Origin of the sequence: Streptomyces sp. NPDC093225 (genome assembly GCF_044753805.1) — a bacterium.
Classification (GTDB): Bacteria; Actinomycetota; Actinomycetes; order Streptomycetales; family Streptomycetaceae; genus Streptomyces.
In genome coordinates this window covers 1-18,198 of record NZ_JBIVNX010000069.1, presented here as the reverse complement: position 1 = coordinate 18,198, position 18,198 = coordinate 1, and the positions used below count along the sequence as shown (strand labels likewise).

Annotated in this window: 13 protein-coding genes; 4 read left to right on the top strand and 9 right to left on the bottom strand. The window is 75.7% G+C overall.

Annotated features, from left to right (window positions below; genetic code table 11):
• The first annotated feature begins 32 nt into the window (after positions 1-32).
• Positions 33-572, top strand: a complete 540-nt coding sequence (locus tag ACIQCH_RS35105; protein ID WP_402587817.1) for a methylated-DNA--[protein]-cysteine S-methyltransferase — start codon at positions 33-35, stop codon at positions 570-572.
• Between the two features lie 181 nt (positions 573-753).
• Here ACIQCH_RS35105 and metF read toward each other — a convergent pair whose 3' ends face one another.
• From metF to ACIQCH_RS35070, 7 genes are all read right to left on the bottom strand, one after another.
• On the bottom strand, positions 754-1,668 hold the full coding sequence (metF, locus tag ACIQCH_RS35100) for a methylenetetrahydrofolate reductase [NAD(P)H] (RefSeq protein ID WP_402587847.1): 915 nt from the start codon (positions 1,666-1,668) through the stop codon (positions 754-756).
• A 92-nt stretch (positions 1,669-1,760) separates the two neighbouring features.
• On the bottom strand, positions 1,761-2,747 hold the full coding sequence (locus tag ACIQCH_RS35095) for a carbohydrate kinase family protein (protein WP_402587815.1): 987 nt from the start codon (positions 2,745-2,747) through the stop codon (positions 1,761-1,763).
• A 56-nt stretch (positions 2,748-2,803) separates the two neighbouring features.
• Complete coding sequence (gene metK, locus ACIQCH_RS35090) at positions 2,804-4,012, bottom strand: methionine adenosyltransferase (RefSeq protein ID WP_402587813.1); 1,209 nt, start codon at positions 4,010-4,012, stop codon at positions 2,804-2,806.
• A gap of 128 nt (positions 4,013-4,140) precedes the next feature.
• Positions 4,141-5,640 carry a lyase family protein gene (locus ACIQCH_RS35085; RefSeq protein WP_402587811.1) on the bottom strand — a complete coding sequence of 500 codons (1,500 nt, stop codon included), beginning with the start codon at positions 5,638-5,640 and terminating at the stop codon, positions 4,141-4,143.
• Positions 5,637-7,694 carry an FAD/NAD(P)-binding protein gene (locus ACIQCH_RS35080; protein WP_402587810.1) on the bottom strand — a complete coding sequence of 686 codons (2,058 nt, stop codon included), beginning with the start codon at positions 7,692-7,694 and terminating at the stop codon, positions 5,637-5,639. The genes ACIQCH_RS35085 and ACIQCH_RS35080 overlap by 4 nt, the downstream gene beginning before the upstream one ends.
• Before the next feature lie 167 nt (positions 7,695-7,861).
• Complete coding sequence (locus ACIQCH_RS35075; protein WP_402587808.1) at positions 7,862-9,031, bottom strand: methyltransferase; 1,170 nt, start codon at positions 9,029-9,031, stop codon at positions 7,862-7,864.
• Positions 9,028-10,713: an AMP-binding protein gene (locus ACIQCH_RS35070; RefSeq protein ID WP_402587806.1), complete on the bottom strand. Its 1,686-nt coding sequence runs from the start codon at positions 10,711-10,713 to the stop codon at positions 9,028-9,030. The genes ACIQCH_RS35075 and ACIQCH_RS35070 overlap by 4 nt, the downstream gene beginning before the upstream one ends.
• A gap of 285 nt (positions 10,714-10,998) precedes the next feature.
• On the opposite strand from ACIQCH_RS35070, the gene ACIQCH_RS35065 reads away from it, so the two are divergent.
• Together ACIQCH_RS35065 and ACIQCH_RS35060 are read left to right on the top strand one after the other, a co-directional pair.
• Positions 10,999-12,663, top strand: coding sequence for an FAD-dependent monooxygenase (locus ACIQCH_RS35065; RefSeq protein WP_402587804.1), 1,665 nt, complete (start codon positions 10,999-11,001; stop codon positions 12,661-12,663).
• 225 nt (positions 12,664-12,888) lie between these two features.
• Positions 12,889-13,689 carry a BTAD domain-containing putative transcriptional regulator gene (locus tag ACIQCH_RS35060; RefSeq protein WP_402587802.1) on the top strand — a complete coding sequence of 267 codons (801 nt, stop codon included), beginning with the start codon at positions 12,889-12,891 and terminating at the stop codon, positions 13,687-13,689.
• A 369-nt stretch (positions 13,690-14,058) separates the two neighbouring features.
• On the opposite strand, the gene ACIQCH_RS35055 is transcribed toward ACIQCH_RS35060, so the two are convergent.
• Entirely contained in the window at positions 14,059-15,573 is a 1,515-nt protein-coding gene (locus ACIQCH_RS35055; RefSeq protein ID WP_402587800.1) for an MFS transporter, read from the bottom strand.
• A gap of 478 nt (positions 15,574-16,051) precedes the next feature.
• Between ACIQCH_RS35055 and ACIQCH_RS35050 the strand changes: the two genes are divergently transcribed.
• Positions 16,052-16,858 (top strand): SDR family NAD(P)-dependent oxidoreductase, encoded by an 807-nt coding sequence (locus ACIQCH_RS35050; RefSeq protein WP_030201046.1) that lies wholly within the window; start codon positions 16,052-16,054, stop codon positions 16,856-16,858.
• Positions 16,859-16,988: 130 nt separating this feature from the next.
• Here ACIQCH_RS35050 and ACIQCH_RS35045 read toward each other — a convergent pair whose 3' ends face one another.
• Positions 16,989-17,636: a cupin domain-containing protein gene (locus ACIQCH_RS35045; protein WP_402587798.1), complete on the bottom strand. Its 648-nt coding sequence runs from the start codon at positions 17,634-17,636 to the stop codon at positions 16,989-16,991.
• Positions 17,637-18,198: the final 562 nt, after the last annotated feature.

Genomic DNA, 18,198 nt, shown 5'->3' with positions numbered 1-18,198 from the left:
TCCGACCCACCCTCCGAGGAGCCCCACCACCCATGACCGGCCCCCGCCCCGCCCGACCTGTCGCCGTCGCGTTGACCACCCACCCGAGCGCACTCGGCGAACTGCTCCTCGGCGCGACCGAGGACGCGCTGGTGTACTGCGGCTTCCAGGACGCGGCGACCGTACGGGCCCGCATCCGGCGGGCCGGACTGGCCGAGGCCCCCGTGGCCGGCGAGCGCCACCTGGCGCTCTTCGCCCGGGCCCGCACCGAACTCGACGAGTACCTCGCCGGCACCCGCCGGGCGTTCACCCTGCCGCTGGACCTGGCGCTCGCCACGCCCTTCAGCCGCGAGACCGTGCTCGCCCTCGACGGCTTCGTGCCCTACGGCCGCACGTCGACCTACAAGGAACTGGCCGCGGCACTGTCCCGCCCCCGGGCCTCGCGCGCCGTCGGCACGGCCCTGGGCGCCAACCCGCTCTGCGTGGTGCTGCCCTGCCACCGCATCCTCGCCTCGGACGGCTCCCTCGCCGGCTACGCGGGCGGGCTCGACGCCAAGCGCCGCCTCCTCGCGCTCGAACACCCCGCGGCCTGACCGCCGCCCGAAGACGGGGACGCCGGACCTCCCGCCCCCGCGGCCCGGCGTCCCTCCGGCCGAACTGCCGAACGCCCGGACCGCCGATCAACCGATCAGCCAAGAAGCCGAGCGGCCGAACCCGCCACGGCCGATGCGCCCCTGCGGGGCCCGCCGGAGCGGGCCCCGCAGGGGCGCGGTGTCACGAACGGGCGGCGGCCGGCGGCCCCGCCCGGCGGCGCACGGGGGCGGGCCGGACGGCCTCGTGGATCTCGAGGGTCGCCGTGGACCGGTTGAGGGTGATGTAGTGCAGGCCCGGAGCTCCCTCGTCGAGCAGCCGCCGCGCCATGGCGGTGGCGTACTCGACGCCGATGGCGTGGCCGGCACCGGGGTCGCCCTGGGCCGCCTCCAGGCGGCGGGCGAGGGCGGCCGGGAAGCGGGCGTCGCTGAGCTCGGCGAAGCGCCGGATCTGGCGGAAGTCGGTGGCCGGCATGATCTCGGGGATGATCGGGGTGTGGCAGCCGGCGGCCGCCAGCCGGTCGCGGAGCCGGAGGTAGTCCTCCACCTGGAAGAACATCTGCGTGATCGCGTAGTCGGCGCCCGCCCGGCACTTCGCCGTGAAGTGGCGGATGTCGCTGTCCCAGTCGGGCGAGCGCGGGTGCCGTTCGGGGAAGGCGGCCACCCCGATGCTGAAGTCGCCCAGCCGGCGGACCAGGGAGACCAGTTCGTGGGCGTGCGTGAGGCCGTCCGGATGGGGGACCCAGGGGCCCTTCGGGTCCCCCGGCGGGTCGCCGCGCAGGACGAGGACGTCGCGCACGCCGGCGTCGGCGTACTGGCCGATGACGTGCCGCAGCTCGGCCACCGAGTGCCCGACCGCCGTCAGGTGGGCGACGGGGCGGAGGGTGGTCTCCGTCGCGATCCGCTTGGTGACCTCGATGGTCCGGTCCCGGGAGGAGCCGCCGGCCCCGTACGTCACCGAGACGAAGGCGGGGCCGACCGCCTCCACGCGGCGGACGGCGTCCCACAGCGTGGCCTCGCCGGCCGTCGTCCTCGGCGGGAAGAACTCGAAGGAGAAGGTGGGTCCGTCCTGGGCGAGGGCCTCGCGCAGGCCCGGCAGCGGTGCCCGGCCCGACAGCAGCGGTGCGGGGCCCCGCGCGGGTACGGGCCCGCGCCGCGCGTGCGCCGCCGCGGTCGTGGCGGCTGCGGTGCTCATACGGCCGACCCGCGCAGCCGGGCCTCCATGTCCCGGGCCACGCCCGGGCCGTAGGCCCCCTCGACGCGCAGCAGCAGGTCCGCCGCCGACAGCTTGTACTCCTGCGTGCCCACCGACTCCAGCACCACCGTGGCGATCGCGCAGCCCAGTTGGGCGGCCCGCTCCGGTGCCCAGCCCCAGGCCAGCCCCGCCAGGAATCCCGAGCGGAACGCGTCCCCGGCCCCGGTCGGGTCGGCGATGTCCGCCGTCGGCACGGCCGGGACCAGCTGCGCGGTGGCGCCGGCCCGCGCGATCCGCGCCCCGTCCCCGCCCAGCGTGGTCACCCAGCTGCCGACCCGGTCCAGGACCTCCGCCTCGCTCCAGCCGGTGAGCTGCTGGAGCAGGGCGGCCTCGTACTCGTTGGTGAACAGCCAGCGCGCCCCGTCCACGAGGTCCCGCGCCTCCTCGCCCGACAGCCGGGCCAGCTGCTGGGAGGGGTCGGCGGCGAACGGGATGCCCAGCTTGCGGCACTCCTGGGTGTGCCGGCGCATCGCGGCCGGGTCGTTCGGGGCGACCACCACCAGGTCGAGGCCCTCCGGGTCGGCGAGGGCCGGGGCGAGGGTGATCTCCCGGGCCGCGGCCATCGCGCCGGCGTAGAAGGTGGCGATCTGGTTCTGGTCGGCGTCGGTGGTGCACACGAAGCGGGCGGTGTGCAGGGTGTCGCTGACCAGGACCAGGCCGGTGTCGACGTGGTGGGCGTGCAGCCAGCTCCGGTACTCGTCGAAGTCCGTCCCCACCGCGCCGGCCAGCAGCGGCCGTACGCCGAGCCGGCCGAGACCCAGCGCGATGTTCGCGGCCACGCCGCCGCGCCGGACCTCCAGCCGGTCGGCCAGGAAGGACAGCGAGACGCGGTCGAGCCGGTCGGGGATCAGCTGGTCCGCGAACCGCCCCGGGTAGACCATCAGGTGGTCGACGGCGATGGAGCCGGTGATGGCGATGCGCACGGTCGGTCTCTCCTCGGATCTCGGATCTCGGTTCGGGTCGGGGGCGCGTGTACGGGCTACAGGCCGACCGCCGCGCGCAGCGCGTCGACCCGGTCCGTTCGCTCCCACGTGAACTCCGGCAGCTCGCGCCCGAAGTGGCCGTACGCCGCCGTGCGGGCGTAGACCGGGCGCAGCAGGTCGAGGTCGCGGATGATCGCGGCCGGCCGCAGGTCGAAGACCTTGCCGATGGCCTCCTCGATCCGGCCGGTGGCCACGCGGGCGGTGCCGAAGGTCTCGACGAAGAGGCCGACCGGCTCGGCCTTGCCGATGGCGTAGGCGACCTGGACCTCGCACCGTTCGGCCAGGCCGGCCGCGACGACGTTCTTGGCGACCCAGCGCATCGCGTACGCGGCCGAGCGGTCCACCTTCGAGGGGTCCTTGCCGGAGAAGGCGCCGCCGCCGTGCCGGGCCATGCCGCCGTAGGTGTCGATGATGATCTTTCGGCCGGTGAGGCCGGCGTCGCCCATCGGGCCGCCGATCTCGAACCGGCCCGTGGGGTTGACCAGCAGCCGGTACTCGTCCGTCTTGAGCTTGATGCCGTCCGCCGCCAGTCCGGCGAGCACGTGCTCCACGACGTGCTCGCGGACGTCGGGGGTGAGGAGGGCGTCGAGGTCGATGTCGGGTGCGTGCTGCGAGGAGACCACGACCGTGTCCAGGCGGACCGCGCGCGAGCCGAGGTACTCGATGGTGACCTGCGTCTTGCCGTCGGGCCGGAGGTAGGGGACGGTGCCGTTCTTGCGCACCTCGGTGAGGCGGCGGGACAGCCGGTGGGCCAGCTCGATGGGCAGCGGCATGAGGTTCGGGGTCTCGTCGGTGGCGTAGCCGAACATCAGGCCCTGGTCGCCCGCACCCTGCCGGTCCAGTGCGTCGGACTCCCCGTGCACGCGCTGCTCGTACGCGGTGTCGACGCCCTGCGCGATGTCGGGGGACTGGGCGCCGATGGAGACGGACACGCCGCAGGAGGCGCCGTCGAAGCCCTTGGCGGAGGAGTCGTAGCCGATGCCGAGGACGGTGTCGCGGACCAGTTGGGCGATCGGGACGTAGGCCTTGGTGGTGACCTCGCCGGCGACGTGCACCTGGCCGGTGGTGATCAGGGTCTCGACGGCCACGCGGGACGTCGGGTCCTCGCGGAGCAGGGCGTCGAGGATCGTGTCGCTGATCTGGTCGGCGATCTTGTCGGGATGGCCCTCGGTCACGGACTCGGAGGTGAACAGACGACGGGACATGCGGCAGCTCCTGGAGGTGTGCGGGTCGGGTGCGTCGAGTGCTGCGGCGGCCGACTACGGCCACGGGGCGCTACGGGTGCGGGTACGGCGTGCGGGTACGACGTGCGGGTACGTCGGCGTGGGCCCGGTCAGGGCAGCGGGCCGGGCGGCCCCGGGCCGTCGCCGGGCGGCTCCGGTCCCTCGCGCAGGGACCGGTCCACCAGGCGGGCCGCGGCGCCGGTGTACCCGGCGGGGTCCAGCAGGGCGGCCAGCCGGCGTTCGTCGAGGTGTGCCGTGACCTCCGGCAGGGCGGCCAGGACGGCGTACAGCGGGGCCCCGTCCCGTTCGGCCGCGGCGGAGGCCTCGGCGAGCAGCCGCCGGGCCCGGGCCCGGCCCAGCGGCGGGGCGAGCACGGCGGCGATCCGCTCCGAGACCACCTGGCTGCCCGTCAGACCGAGGTTGGCCCGCATCCGGTCGGGCCGGACCACCAGCCCCTCGGCCAGCTCGACGGCCGTGTACGCCGCGCCGCCCGCGAGCCGCAGGCAGTCGCGCAGCAGCGACCACTCGGCGTGCCAGGACCCGGCCGACCGCTCGTCCTCGGCGAGCAGGCTCTGCGTCAGGGCGCCGGCGAGGGCGGGCACCTGGAGCGCGGCGCTGCGGACCAGGGTGGCCAGCACCGGGTTGCGCTTGTGGGGCATCGCGGACGAGCCGCCCCGGCCGGCCGGGCCGGGCTCGGCCACCTCACCGACCTCGGTACGGGCCAGCGACAGCACGTCGACGGCCAGTTTCCCGAGCGCCCCGGCGGTGAAGGCCAGCCCGCCGGCCAGCTCCGCGACCGGGCCGCGCAGGGCGTGCCAGGGCAGGCCCTGGGGCGCGAGCCCGGTCTCGGCGGCGAAGGCCCCGACGAGGCGCTCGGCGTAGTCGCCGCCGTCCCCCCGGCCGCCGCCCGGACCGGCCCGGTCCGCCCCCGGTCCGCCGTCCAGCACCGCGAACTCGAGGTACCCGGCCAGCGTCCCGGCCGCCCCGCCCAGGGAGACCGGCAGCGTGGCCCCGAGCGCGGCGAGCCCGCGGTCGGCCTGCAGGACCAGCTCCCGCCAGCCCGCGGCCTTGAGCCCGAACGTCGTGGGTACGGCGTGCAAGGTGAGGGTGCGGCCGGCCATCGGGGTGTCCCGGTGCCGGACGGCCAGCCGGGCGAGCGCGGCCGCCGTCCGCGCCAGGTCGGCCCGGATCAGGGCCAGCGCGCGCCGGGCCACCAGCATGGCGCCGGTGTCGAGGATGTCCTGGCTGGTGGAGCCGCGGTGCACGTACTCGGCGGCGGCCGGGTCCGCCTGCGCCACCCGCCGACCGAGGGCCCGGACCAGCCCCACGACGGGGTTGGCGGTCTCCCGGGAGGCCAGCGCCAACTCCCGTACGTCGTACACGGCGGCGTCCGCGGCCGCGGTGACCGCCTCGGCCGCGGCCGGCGGCAGCGTGCCGAGCCGGGCCTGGGCCCGGGCCAGGGCGGCCTCGGCATCGAGCATGGCCTGCACCCAGGCCTCGTCCGCCACGGCCGCCTCCACCGGCGTCCCGGCCCGCACGGGCGACAGCAGCCCGCTGTCGAGCCCCGCCGGGCCGGCCCCGCCGGCCGGCCGCCCGGGCCGGCCGGTCACGAGGTCACCCCCGACAGGTCGGCGTCCCACCGGTCGTCGGGGACGTCCGCGCCCAGGGCACCGCGGCCGCCCGGCTCCGCGGCCGCGCCCCGGACGGGATCCAGCGCAAGGACCGCCCGCGCGATCGCGTCCGAGTCGCCCAGCGTCACCGAGTTGACCCCCGGCCGGATGCCGGCCGCCGTCACCCAGTGCACGGCCTCGGTCGGCACCCCGTACGCGAACCGGCGCGGATGGGCCCGGCCCGCCGCGTCCACCACGTGGTAGGGCCGTTCGGTCACCGAGACGCCGCCGGTCTCGTACGCCGTGCCGCAGGCCCCGGCGATCCGGTAGGGCGCGAGCCGGCCCTCCGTCAGCAACTGGGCCATCAAGGGGTCGTCGGTGCGCCGCAGGTCGGGCTCCGGCAGCCGCGCCTCGATCAGCGCGCCCGCCCGCACCGGCGGCCCGGCCACCCGGTCGGAGGTGGCCTCGAAGGCCGGCCCGCCGGGTCCCCCGGTGGCCACCCGCACCCGCATCCCCGGCCCGAGCAGCTCCACCACGCCCGCCTCCACGAGGGCGATGAGCTCCTCGATGCGCGAGACCGGCGGGCCGATCGACAGGAAGGCGTTCAGCGGCGTGTACCAGCCCTGGAGGTCGTCGCGGTAGGAGTTGCCCTCCAGCCCGCCGTGGTCCACCACCAGCCGGATCTCGTTGCGCAGGTCGCGCAGGACGTCGAGGGCGGCCTTCAACGGTCCGCTGACGTTGCCCGCCCGCGCCGCGGCGACGTCGGCGGCCAGGTGCGCCAGCACCCACTCCCGGAACGCGTCCCGGTCGGCGAACACCCGGCTGCCGTGCGGCTGCGCCACCGCCTCCCAGTCCCACGCGTCGGCGGCCGCGATCCCGTACTCCGCGAGCAGGGCCCGTTCCTCCTCCCCGCCCGCCGGGGCCGCGAGGTAGCGCGCCGTGAAGTCCTCGCGCTCGGCCGCCGCCCGGCCGCGCCCGGTGAGCAGCGCGCCGTAGTAGACGCCCTCCACCTCCTTGGCGACCAGCGGCCACACGTCCGTGCCGAAGTGCACCCGCTCGCCGTCCACGGCCCGCGCGGCCAGCGCCGCGATCGCCGTGGGGGTGAGCAGCCGCGGCTCGTGGCGGCCGTGCGCGCCCTTCTCGTTCTCGCCGCGGGCGTGGTACGGGATCCCGCGCCGCGACCCCGCGTACAGGAGCGGCTCCCGCCCCGAGGGGACGTAGCGCAGCGTCCCCGTCCCGGGCCGCCGCTCGAACCGGCCGCCGCGGCCGGTGGTGAGCAGCGCCATGTGGTCGAAGAAGTTCAGGCCGAGCCCGCGCAGCAGCACCGCCCGGCCGGGGGGCAGGGCGGAGAGGTCGACGTCGGCCGGGTTCGCCGGCAGGACGTGCGTCAGGCCCCACGCCCGCGCCTCCTCCGCCGTCCGGGCCTCCTGCGGGGTCGGCCGGGCCTCGACGTGGCCCTGCGCCAGCACCACCGCGTCGAGCCCCGCCAGCCGCGTGCCGTCCGACAGCGTCAGCCGCTGCGGCCCGCCCCGCGCGCCGCGGGCACCGGCCGCGGTCCCCTCGGACAGGTGCACCGCCCGCGCCCGGTGCACCCGCACGGTGACCTGCTCGGGCGCCGCCTCGACGATCCGCTCGAAGCAGTCCTCCAGGTAGCGGCCGTACAGCGCGCGGCTCGGGTACGCGTCCGGGCCCAGTTCCCCGGCCTCGGCCAGGAACGCCGCGTCGGCGGCGCCCCGCGGTTCGGCCGCCAGTCCCGGCAGCGCGAGGGCCGCCGACCACTCGTACAGGCTCGGGCCCTTCTCGACCGGACCGGCCATCTCCACGCTGTCGTCGGTGAACACGGTCACCTGCGAGGCCACCGTGTTCATGAGCAGGTGCCGCGACTGCGCGGTGCGCCACACCTTGCCCGGGCCCGGCCGGTACGGGTCCACGACGTGGACCGTCACGGCGGAACCGGCGGGACGGTTGCGCGCGTTGGCGCAGATCCGCTCCAGCACCGACAGGCCTCGCGGCCCCGCACCGACGATGCAGACCGTCAGATCCCCGCTGCTCATCACGCTTCTCCGATACTGGCGATACGGGCGGTACCCGCGGAACGGGCGATTCGGGTGCTTCGGGTGGTACGAAGTACGAGGTGACGCACGAGGTGGGCGCACGAAGTGGCGCACGAAGTGGCGTACGAGATGGCGTACGGGGCGCCCGGCACGAAGGGCCGGCCGGCTCAGGCCACGGCCGCGACCAGCAGGCTGGTCTCCAGGGACAGTTCGTGGACGGACTCCAGCCGCAGCCCCGCCGCGGCGAGCACCGCGCGGTAGCCGGCCAGGTCGCGCTCCCGGCCGCCCGCGGCCATGAGCAGGTGCAGGTCGTACAGCAGCGGCAGCAGCCGCGGGGCGCCGGGCTCGGAGACCACCCGCTCCAGGACCAGCAGCCGGCCGTCGCCCGGGCGGTCCCCGGCGGCGAGCGCCTCGCGCAGGTGCGACAGCAGCGTCGTGCAGTGCGCGTCGTCCCAGTCCTGGAGCACCCGCGAGAGCAGGTAGACGTCCGCGCCGCGCGGCAGCCCGGCGCCGGTGAACACGTCGCCGGCCACCGCCTCGTACCGTCCCGGCCCCACCGCCGCGTCCAGGTGCGCGGTGGCCACCGGCACCATGTGCGGCTGGTCGACGACGGTGCCGCGCAGCTCCGGACGGGCGGCCAGCACGGTGCCCAGCAGCATGCCGCTGCCGCCGGCCACGTCCACGACGTGGCGGGCGCCGCCGAAGTCGTAGGCGTCGAGGACGTCGGGGAAGAAGACGTTCCCGGCGTTCATCGCCCGCTGGAAGCGGCCCGCGGCCGCCGGGTCGCGCAGGTACTCGTGGAGCGTCTTGCCGAAGGCGTGCTGGAAGCCGGAGGTCCCGGTGCGCACCGCCGGCACCACCGCGCCCCAGGCCCGGTGGAACTCCTCGCCGTAGATGCGGACCATGGCCGCGAGGGAGCGGGGCGCGTCGCTGCGCAGCAGCTCTCCGGTGGCGGTGAGGCGGTACGTGCCGTCGCCGTCGCCGTCGCCGTCGCCTTCGCCCTCGCCCGGCCCCGCGCTCCCGCCCGCCGGTGGGTCGGTCTCGACCACGTCCAGCGCCGCCAGCAGCCGCAGCAGCCGGGCCAGCGCGTCGGCGTCGGCGCCCGCGGCGTCGGCGAGCGCCGCCGCGGTCAGCCCGCCCGGCCGCCCGGCCAGGTGGTCCGGCAGCTCCAGGGCCACGGCCGCGTACAGCGCCTGCGCCCGCCACGTGCCGGTGACGGTGTCGACGAGCCGGCGCACCCGCTCCTGGTCCGCCCCGGGGCCCTCGACGGTGCCGGGGGCGGTCCCGGCCGGCGTACCGGCCGTCGTCCCTTCCGCGCGTACGGTCACGGTCCTCACGCCCCCGTCCTCGCGACGGCCGGGCCGGCCGGCTCGGTCAGCACGTCCCGGTGCCGCTCGCGCAGCACCCGTTTGAGCACCTTGCCGGTGACCCCCACCGGCAGCCCCTCCCGCTCCCCGGCGAGGACCAGCGCGTTCAGCCGCGGCAGACCGGCCGCGTCCAGCGCCGCGTTGCACGCGGCCAGCAGGTCGGCCGGGATCCGCTCGACGCCGTCGGCGTAGTAGACGACCGCCGCCGGGCAGTGCTTGCCCGGCTGCTGCGGGTCGGCCACCGCCACCACCGCCGCGTCCAGCGCCTGCGTGGTGTTCAGGACGACCTCTTCGAGGGGCAGGCTGTGGACGTCCCCGGCCGCGGCCCGGATGACGTCGGGCGTGCGGTCGAGGTGGTACCAGTTGCCCTCGGCGTCCCTGCGGACGACGTCGCCGGTGAGGAAGTACCCGCTGAGCACGGACTCCTTGTTCAGGCCCGGATCGTCCCAGTACCCGGGTGTCACGCTGGGCGTGCGCACCCCCAGCATGCCGGCCTGCCCGTCGGGCAGTTCGCGCCCGTCGGGTGCGAGCACGGCGGCCTTGCGCACCACCCCGGCCGGCCGGCCGATCAGCCGTCCGTACCGCTCCGAGGTGCGGGTGTGGGCCGCCTTGAACAGCACCATGCCCATCTCCGACGACCCCAGCCCGTCCAGGTACACCGACCCCGTGCCGGGCGCACCGAGCGCCGTCAGCGGGCGGATGTGGCGCTCGTGGGAGGCGTCGCCCATGCCGTTCCAGGTGTGGACGCGCCGGGCGGCCTCCAGGTCGACGGCGGCCGGGTCGAGCTCGGCGAGGGTCAGCGGGAAGCCCAGCACGATCGTGGGCCGGAAGGCGTTGACCGCGCGGGCCAGCCGGTCGCCGTCCGCGCCGTCCAGGACCAGGGTGGGGATGCCCAGCAGCAGTGCCATCGACAGGTAGCTGATGCCCGCGGAGTGGCTGTGCGGCAGCGCGGTCAGCAGCCGGTCGGTGCGCAGCGAGGGGAAGGTCCACAGCCGTTCGCGCTTGCCGACGAAGAACGAACGGTGGTGGAACACCGGCGCCTTGGGCCGGCCCGTGGTCCCCGACGAGTGGGAGATCATCACCAGGTCGTCGGCGGTGTGCCGGTACGGGAAGTCCTCGAGCGGGCGGCGCGGCCGCGGCGCCCGCGCGTCCACCTCGGCCACGTCGTGCAGCGCGGGGACCTGCGTGCGGTCGGACGCCTGCCAGGCGGAGGCCAGGTCCTTGAGCAGGTCGGCGTCGCCCACCACCAGGTGGGCGCCGGTGCGCAGGAAGTACTCGGCCGCCGTCTGCGGGGCCATCCGGGGGTTGCAGTGCACCGCTGCGGCGCCGAGGCTCGTGACGGCGATGTGGTGCAGCAGGCCGAACAACCCGTGCCGGGTGTACAGGCCCACGTGCGAGGAGGAGGTGACGCCCTGCTCCCGGTACCAGGCGGCGTACCGGACGACGGCGTTCCTGGCGTCGTTCAGGGACAGTCCCGTCAACTCCCGCTCCTCCCACCCCGGTACGGAGACGTCGGGGTGGAACAGCAGCGGCCGGTCCCGGTCACGGGAAATGCGCCAGGCGTGCCAGAAGAAGTTTCCGGCGCCCAGTTCGCGGTCGGCCGTGAGGCGCAGGCGCTGCACGACGGAGCGGTGCGTGCCTATCAGGAACATGGAATACCTCACACTCCGTCGAGATCCGATCCGGTGCAACGGCCCGGAAAGGAGACCAGGGACGATCCGAGAGAGCCGGTCCAGTACGCCGCCGAGTCTTCCGGGGGCGTCTAAAGATCCTCTGGAGGTGGAAATCGCGGGCGTGCGCCGGCGTGAATTCGCGGCGGCCGCGATGCGCCGTCACCGCCCCTTTATCCGTCCTTCAGGCACCGCTGGGACGATGCACCGCGCCCGCCGTACGCCCGCCCGCCGCACGCCCGCCCGTACCGAACGCTGGAGGCCCCCATGGTCCCCGTCCGCCCCCCGCACCAGCCCGTCGCCATCGTGGGCGGCGGCCCCGTGGGGCTCGTGCTCGCGCTGCTCCTCGACCACCACGGCGTGGCGTCCACCGTCTACGACGCCGCCCCGTCCGTGGCCGCCGAGCCGCGCGGCAGCACCCACGGCGCCCGCACCATGGAGCACTACCGCCGCCTCGGCCTGGCCCCGCGGGTGCGCGAGCTCGGCCTGCCCGGCGGCCACAGCGCGGGCATCACCTTCTTCACCCGCTACGACGGCCACCTCCTGGCCCACCTGCCGCACCCCGGCGCCGACGAGGTGCGCGCCGCCACCGCCGCCGCCCCGCGCACCCACCAGGTGCCCGAACCCATGCACCGCGCCAACCAGATGTACGTCGAGCGCCTGCTGCGCGAGCACGCCGGCACCCGCCCGCGCATCACCCTGCGCTACGGCCACCGCGTCACCGCGCTCGCGGAGGAGGCCGACGCCGTGGCCCTGACCGTCGAGGGGCCGGCCGGCCGGGACGTCGTCCGGGCCGCGTACGTGGCCGGCTGCGACGGCGGCCAGGGCCTGGTCCGCCGCACGCTCGGCATCGCCTACGCCGGCGAGGGCTCCCTCGACCAGGACGTCCTCGGCCGCCGGGCCACCGCCGCGCACCTGCGCGTGCCCGGCATGTACCGGCGCTTCCTGCGCGACCGGGCCGGCTGGAGCAACTGGGTGGTCAACGCGGAGCTCGCCCTCAACCTCATCGCCCTCGACGGGGACGACCAGTTCTTCCTGCTCACCAGCTCGGCCGACCCCGACGACCCCGACGACTCCCGGGTGGCCGACCTCGTACGCCGGGCCGCCGGCACCGACCTCGACGTGGAGGTGCTTTCCCGCCGGGCCTGGACCCCCGGCGCCGCACTGGTCGCCGAGCGCTTCGGGAGCGGCCGCGTCTGGCTGGCCGGCGACTCCGCGCACCTGTTCACGCCCAACGGCGGCTTCGGCATGAACACCGGCGTCGACGACGCCGCCAACCTCGCCTGGAAGCTCGCCGGGGCCGTCCAGGGCTGGGGCGGCCCCGGCCTGCTCCCCTCGTACGAGGCCGAGCGCCGGCCCGTCGCCCTGCGCAACACCACCGCCGCCCGCGAGCTCAACATCGGCCTCGGCGCCATCGAGCGCCCCGCGGAGCTGGAGGCCGACACGGCCGAGGGCCGCGCCGCCCGCGCCCGCACCGCGAAGCGGCTGGCCGAGTACGGGCAACTCACCCTCGACACCCTCGGCGTGCAGCTGGGCGCCCGCTACGACGGCTCCCCGCTCATAGCCGCCGCCGGCGACACCCCGCCGCCCGACGCCTTCACCACGTACACGCCCTCCGGGGTACCGGGCGGGCGCGCCCCGCACCTGTGGCTGGACGACGAACGGGGCCCGGGCAGCTCCCTCTTCGACCTCCTCGGCCCCGGCTTCACCCTGCTCAGCCTGTGCCCGGTGCACTCCGGCACCGCCGCCGTCGAGGCGGCCGCGCGGGCGGCCGGGGTGCCGCTGAGCGTGGTCCGGGTCGACGACGGCGCGGCCCGCGAGCTGTACGGGCGCGACCTCGTGCTCGTACGGCCCGACCAGCACATCGCCTGGCGCGGCAACCGGGCCCCGCGCGACCCCGAGGGCCTGGTGGCAAAGGTCACCGGCCATTAGCGCGGGATTCACCGACCCCTTTCCATAAATACCGAATCAAGAATTCCGCTTGTGCTCGCCGGGTCGTTCAAACGCCCGCCGGCAGCCGCGTCGACAAAGGTGCGACGGCCCCGAGTTGCCAAAGTGGGAATGGTCTTGTGCGCCCCTCCCGAATCGTCGTTACGGTCGAATGGTCACGACGGCTCATTCCCTGGAGGGGTAATGCATTTCCGTATGCTGGGGCCCATGTCCGTCACCGAAAACGGAGACGACAGAACGCCCAGCGCGCCCAAGCACCGCCAGATGCTGGCCCTCCTGCTGATGAACGCCAACCAGGTCGTCTCCATGGCCCAGTTCGTCGAGGAGCTGTGGGAGTACAGCCCGCCGCCGCGCGCGGTCGCCGCCGTGCACACCTACGTGATGCAGCTGCGCCGCATCCTGCACGGCGGCGCGACCGCCGTCGCCTGCGGCCGCCTCGTCACCCGGGAGCAGGGCTACCTGCTGCGCGTCGAGGACGGCGAACTCGACCTGCACCTGTACGAGAGCCGGCTCCGGGCCGGCCGCGCCCTCCTCGACGCCGGTGAGCCCGACGCCGGCGCCCGCCTGCTCCGCACCGCCGACGCCATGTGGAGCGGCACCACCGGCCTGGTCGACGCCCCCACCGGCCCGCTGCTGCGGGCCGCGCTCGCCCCGATCGAACGCGAACGCACGGAGGCCACGGTGCGGCGCATCCACGCCGAACTGGCCCTGGGCCGGCACCAGGAGCTGGTATCGGAGCTCTGCGCCCTGGTCCACCAGGACCTCACCCACGAGGAGCTCACGGCCCAGCTGATGCTCGCCCTGTACCGCTCCGGCCGACAGGCCGACGCCCTCGCCGCCTTCCACCGCCTCCGACACGCCCTGCGCGAGGACCTGGCCACCACGCCGGGCCCGGACGTCCACCGCCTGACCACCGACATCCTCACCGGCCACCCCCGCCTCGAACCGCCCACGACGGGCCACCTCCCCCTCACCCTGGACGCGGTCCCCACCCTCGTCGCCGCCTGACCCGCAAGGCCCCCTTCGCCCGGGATGACCACGCGCGTGCCGCCCACCGGACGCCCACCCGTCAGCGAAGCCCCGGGTGCACGCATTCACGGGAGTGCCGCCGCGTGGTGTGTGTGGGGGAGGTGCTTGAGGCGGTAGGGCAGGCTGGTCCGGAGGCGGGCCCGGGCCTGGGGTGGCCGGAGGCCAGGGCGAAGCCCCGAAGCCCCAGGGGTGGGCCTGCCGCAGGGCCTGCAGGCCCTGCCGGGTCAAGCGCCGAGGGGACCCACACACCACGCGGCGGCCGTCACCCACCCCACCCCGACACCGCCCCACCCACCCACCACGACCCCGGCCCAGAACCCGAACCCGCCCCTGACCCCCGCCCCCCGCTCACCGCGAGCCGGAGTCGGCGGAGTCGAGGGCACCCGCGGGGAGTTCGCCCGGGCGCCGCCCCCGAGCGGCAGCCCCGCGCCGCGAAGCGGCCGGCAGGCCGAAGCGCGCGGTGAGGGCGGCGCAGCCGACGAGCACGGCACACACCCAGAAGGCCCGTGCCAGGCCGACGGCACTCTCACCCGCGCCTACACCCACACCCGCACCCGGGCCCGCATCCGCGCCCACACCCGATCCCGGTCCCGCCACCGAGCCGTACACCGCGACGACCACCGCCAGCCCCACCGCGGCCCCGATCTGCCCGGCGCACTGCACCACGCCCGCCGCGGACCCGAGCAGGTCCCGCCGGACCCCCGCCACCGCGGCGGTCTCGTACGCCATCCACAGGAACGGCAGTCCCGCCCCCACCAGAGCCAGCCCGGGCAGCAGCCCCGACGCGTACGAGGACCCCGGCGCCACCCGGGTGAGCATCAGCAGCCCCGCCCCGCTCAGCGCGCAGCCGACCAGCGCCGGCACCCGCGGCCCGAACCGGTCCAACAACCGTGCGCACGGCCGCCCCACCACCAGCACGGCGCCCACCACCGGCAGCAGCGCGCACCCCGCCGCCCAGGCGCTGTAGCCGTGCGCCTCCTGGAGGTACAGGCTCGCCACGAACACCACCGGCCCCGTTCCCGCGGCGACGAACCCGATGCCCACCGCGCCCGCCGCCAGCGACCGGTCCCGCCACAGCGCCGCCGGCAGCAGCGGGTCCGCGGCCACCGCCTGCCGGCGCAGGAACAGCGCCCCGAGCACCACGGCCGCCCCGAGCACCCCCCACGTCGTCCCCGACACCCCCCGTTCGCCGATCCCCACCAGCCCGTACACGAACGCGAGCAGCCCCCCGACGAGGAACACCGCCCCGGGCACGTCCAGAGGCACGCCCGAAGGCACGCCCGACCGTTCCCGGGCACCGCCCGGCGCCCGTCCTCCGCCGTGCGCGCACGGCGGACACAGCCACCGCCCCGCCGCCCAGGCGGCCAGTGCTATCGGCACGTTGAGGAAGAACGCCCACCGCCAGTCCAGCCGGCTGACCGCCACGCCGCCCGCCAGCACTCCGGCGATCGACCCGAGCCCTCCGCACGCGGCCCACAGGGCGAGGGCCCGGCGGCGTTCGCGGGCCTGCGGAACCACCGTCAGCAGCATGCACATCGCGGCCGGTACGAGCAGCGCCGCCGCGACCGCCTGCCCGGCCCGGGCGGCCAGCAGCACGCCCCCGCCCGGCGCCGCCCCGCACACGGCGGAGGCGGCGGCGAAGCCGGCCAGGGACCCCAGGAACAGCCGGCGGGCGCCCACCCGGTCGCACAGGCGCCCGCCCAGCAGTTGGAGCCCGCCGACGAGCAGGACGTACAGGTTCGTCACCCAGTGCGCGCCCGTGAGGGTCAGGCCCAGATCGCGCTGGATGTCGGGCACGGCCAGGACGACGAGACCGGCGTCCGCGTTCGCCAGCAGCGGCGCGAGGCAGACGAGCGCCAGCACGGACCGCGGCGGCCGGTACGCGGGCGCAGACGCAGACGCAGACGCAGACGCAGAGGCGGACGCGGACGCGGACGCAGAGGCGGACGCGGACGCAGGTACAGGCGCAGATGCGGTCGGAGCCGAGGGACCGGCCGCAGGTCCGGGCGACGGTCCGGCGGTCGCGGGCCCGGCCGTCGTCGGCCCGGCGGCTCCGGGCGCCGTACGCAGGTCGGAGGAGACGGAGGCTGAGGCGGAGGCGGAAGCGGGCATGCGGAACTCCCGGGGGAGAAGGGGAAGGGTCGCGGGTCAGAACCCCGCCGCCGCACCCCCGGTTGCCACCCGGGCGCGACCCCGCCGGCCGAACCCTGCGACCGAGCCCGTGCAACCCGTTCGCGCGACCCGGTGTTCAACCACCGAGAGCGCACCGACAGAGCGCTCGCCTGCTTCCCGGGCCCGGCCCCGCCTCCCGGGTCAGGGCCCGAACAAGAGAAGGACAACCATGGATCTTCAGCTGTCCGGCAAGGTCGCCGTGGTCACCGGCGCCTCCAAGGGAATCGGTCTCGCGGTCACGCGCTCGCTGCTCGAGGAGGGCGCCCGGGTCGTTGCGGTCTCCCGCAAGAACACCCCCGAGCTCGAGCAGCTCGCGGGCCCGAACCTGCTGCACGTCTCGGCCGACCTGATCGACCCCGAGGCCCCCGCGCAGGTGATCGCCCGCGCCGTGGAGCACTTCGGTGGCCTCGACATCCTCGTCAACAACGCCGGTGGCCCGCCGCCCGGCGTCACCATGCCCCGTACCGGCTTCTTCGACAGCAACGACGGCCAGTGGCAGTCGATCTTCGAGTTCAACCTGTTCTCGGTGGTCCGCGCCATCCGCGCCGCCATCCCGAAGCTGGTCGAGCGCGGCGGCGGCTCCATCATCAACATCTCCACGGGCATGGCCCGCCAGCCCGCGCCGGTCAACATCGAGTACGGCGCGGCCAAGGCCGGTCTGTCGAACCTCACCAAGGCGCTGTCCGAGGAGTTCGGCTCCCAGGGCGTCCGCGTCAACACGGTCTCCCCGGGTGCCGTGCGCACCGCCTGGTGGACCGAGGAGGGCGGCGCCGCCGACGTCATCGCCGGCATGGCGGGCGCCGACCGCGACTCGGTGATGGACTCCATCGCCCCGCAGATGATGGGGCAGGTCACCGGCCGCCTCATCGACCCGCAGGAGGTCGCCGACGCGGTGCTGCTGCTCGCCTCGCCGCGGTCCGCGAGCACCACCGGTGCGGACTTCGCCGTCGACGCCGGTTTCGTCAAGACCTTCTGAGCCTCCGGAGCCCTCCAGGGCTCACATGGGGCATGAGGTGCACGAAGTGCACGTGGTGCACGACGTGCATGGGGCACAGGGCCGGTCCGCGGGTGTGACCAGCCAGCGGGCCGGGCCGCCCGTCCCCGCCTCAGACCCGGTCGGTGGCCGGGTCGAGGCGGGCGGCGACCACGTCGGGGAGCGCCTCGAGGGCGGCGTTCTCCGACGGTCGCCGGTTCATGTAGTCGGGGTTGCAGGCCTGGTAGCCCAACAGCCGGGCCAGCGGCGCCAGCGCGCCGTTCACGAGCTTCTGCAGCGCCCACGGCCGGTCCGTGAAGCGCAGGACGTCCTGGAACTCGCGCATCGTGACGGCGTGCTGGAGGAGCGAGGGCCGGCCTTCGGCGTCCGTCTTGCCGTCCTGGGCGAGCCCGAACAGCTGGCGCAGGATCAGCTGCTCGAAGCGCTCGGCCCGGTTGACCAGTTCGACGACCGCGAAGGAGGTCTCGTCCTCGGTGTTCCCGAACCAGCGGTGCACCGTGCCCGCCGGCACGGTCACGGTCTGCCCGACCTCGTCGAGGACGATGTCGCGGCCGCCCAGGTGCACGCGCAGACTTCCCCGTACCAGCGTGAAGATCTCCTCGCTGTACGGGTGGACGTGGTAGCCCGCGGCGAAACCGCCCGGCTCCACGTACAGGTCCATCACCGCACGATGGCCGCCGGTGGCGGCCGCGGGGGTCCTGATGACGATCTTCTCCCTGCAGCGCGGGTTGTAGTAGACCTCGCCCGGGTGGACGGCCATGACGCCTCCAAGGGGGAACACGCCCGTACGGCCTGCCAGCCGGTACGGGCGGAACGTGGGAGAGCTCGGCCGGCGGCCCGGTAGGGGGCCGGCGGAGCGACAAGGGAAGAGCTCGGGCCCGGCCTGCCAGCCGGCACGAGCGAGAAGAAGGAGTTGCCTCGGCCGGCCTGCCAGCCGGCGGGGCGCGCACGGACGCTCGGCCGGCCTTCGGGCCGGCGGGGCGCTCCGTGCTGTCTGCTCCCACCCTCGGGGTCGGGCCCGCGTGCCCACACCCCCGTTTCTTGCTGCCTACTTCACGGCGTCGGGTGCGTGGCACGCACTCCGCGGGGCATGCCGGAGGGCCCGCCGGGGTGTGCCTGACGGGCTGTCGACGTCGCGGTGTCGGGCGGGTCGTTTGTGGCGAGGTCGCGGTGTCGGGCGGGCTGCCCGCTTCGTGGGGGCGCCCCGTGGTGTGTGGGTCCCCTCGCCGCTTGACGCGTCGTGGCCTGCAGGCCCTGCGGCAGGCCCACCCCTGGGGCTTCGGGCCTTCGGCCTGGCCTGCGGCCACCCCAGGCCCGGGCCT

Bases quoted from the DNA above. Each gene is read 5' to 3' on its own strand.
- ACIQCH_RS35105 (WP_402587817.1), top strand. From the start codon at position 33: ATGACCGGCCCCCGCCCCGCCCGACCTGTCGCCGTCGCGTTGACCACC.
- metK (WP_402587813.1), bottom strand. From the start codon at position 4,012: ATGTCCCGTCGTCTGTTCACCTCCGAGTCCGTGACCGAGGGCCATCCC.
- ACIQCH_RS35080 (WP_402587810.1), bottom strand. From the start codon at position 7,694: ATGAGCAGCGGGGATCTGACGGTCTGCATCGTCGGTGCGGGGCCGCGA.
- ACIQCH_RS35070 (WP_402587806.1), bottom strand. From the start codon at position 10,713: ATGTTCCTGATAGGCACGCACCGCTCCGTCGTGCAGCGCCTGCGCCTC.
- ACIQCH_RS35065 (WP_402587804.1), top strand. From the start codon at position 10,999: ATGGTCCCCGTCCGCCCCCCGCACCAGCCCGTCGCCATCGTGGGCGGC.
- ACIQCH_RS35060 (WP_402587802.1), top strand. From the start codon at position 12,889: ATGTCCGTCACCGAAAACGGAGACGACAGAACGCCCAGCGCGCCCAAG.
- ACIQCH_RS35050 (WP_030201046.1), top strand. From the start codon at position 16,052: ATGGATCTTCAGCTGTCCGGCAAGGTCGCCGTGGTCACCGGCGCCTCC.
- ACIQCH_RS35045 (WP_402587798.1), bottom strand. From the start codon at position 17,636: ATGGCCGTCCACCCGGGCGAGGTCTACTACAACCCGCGCTGCAGGGAG.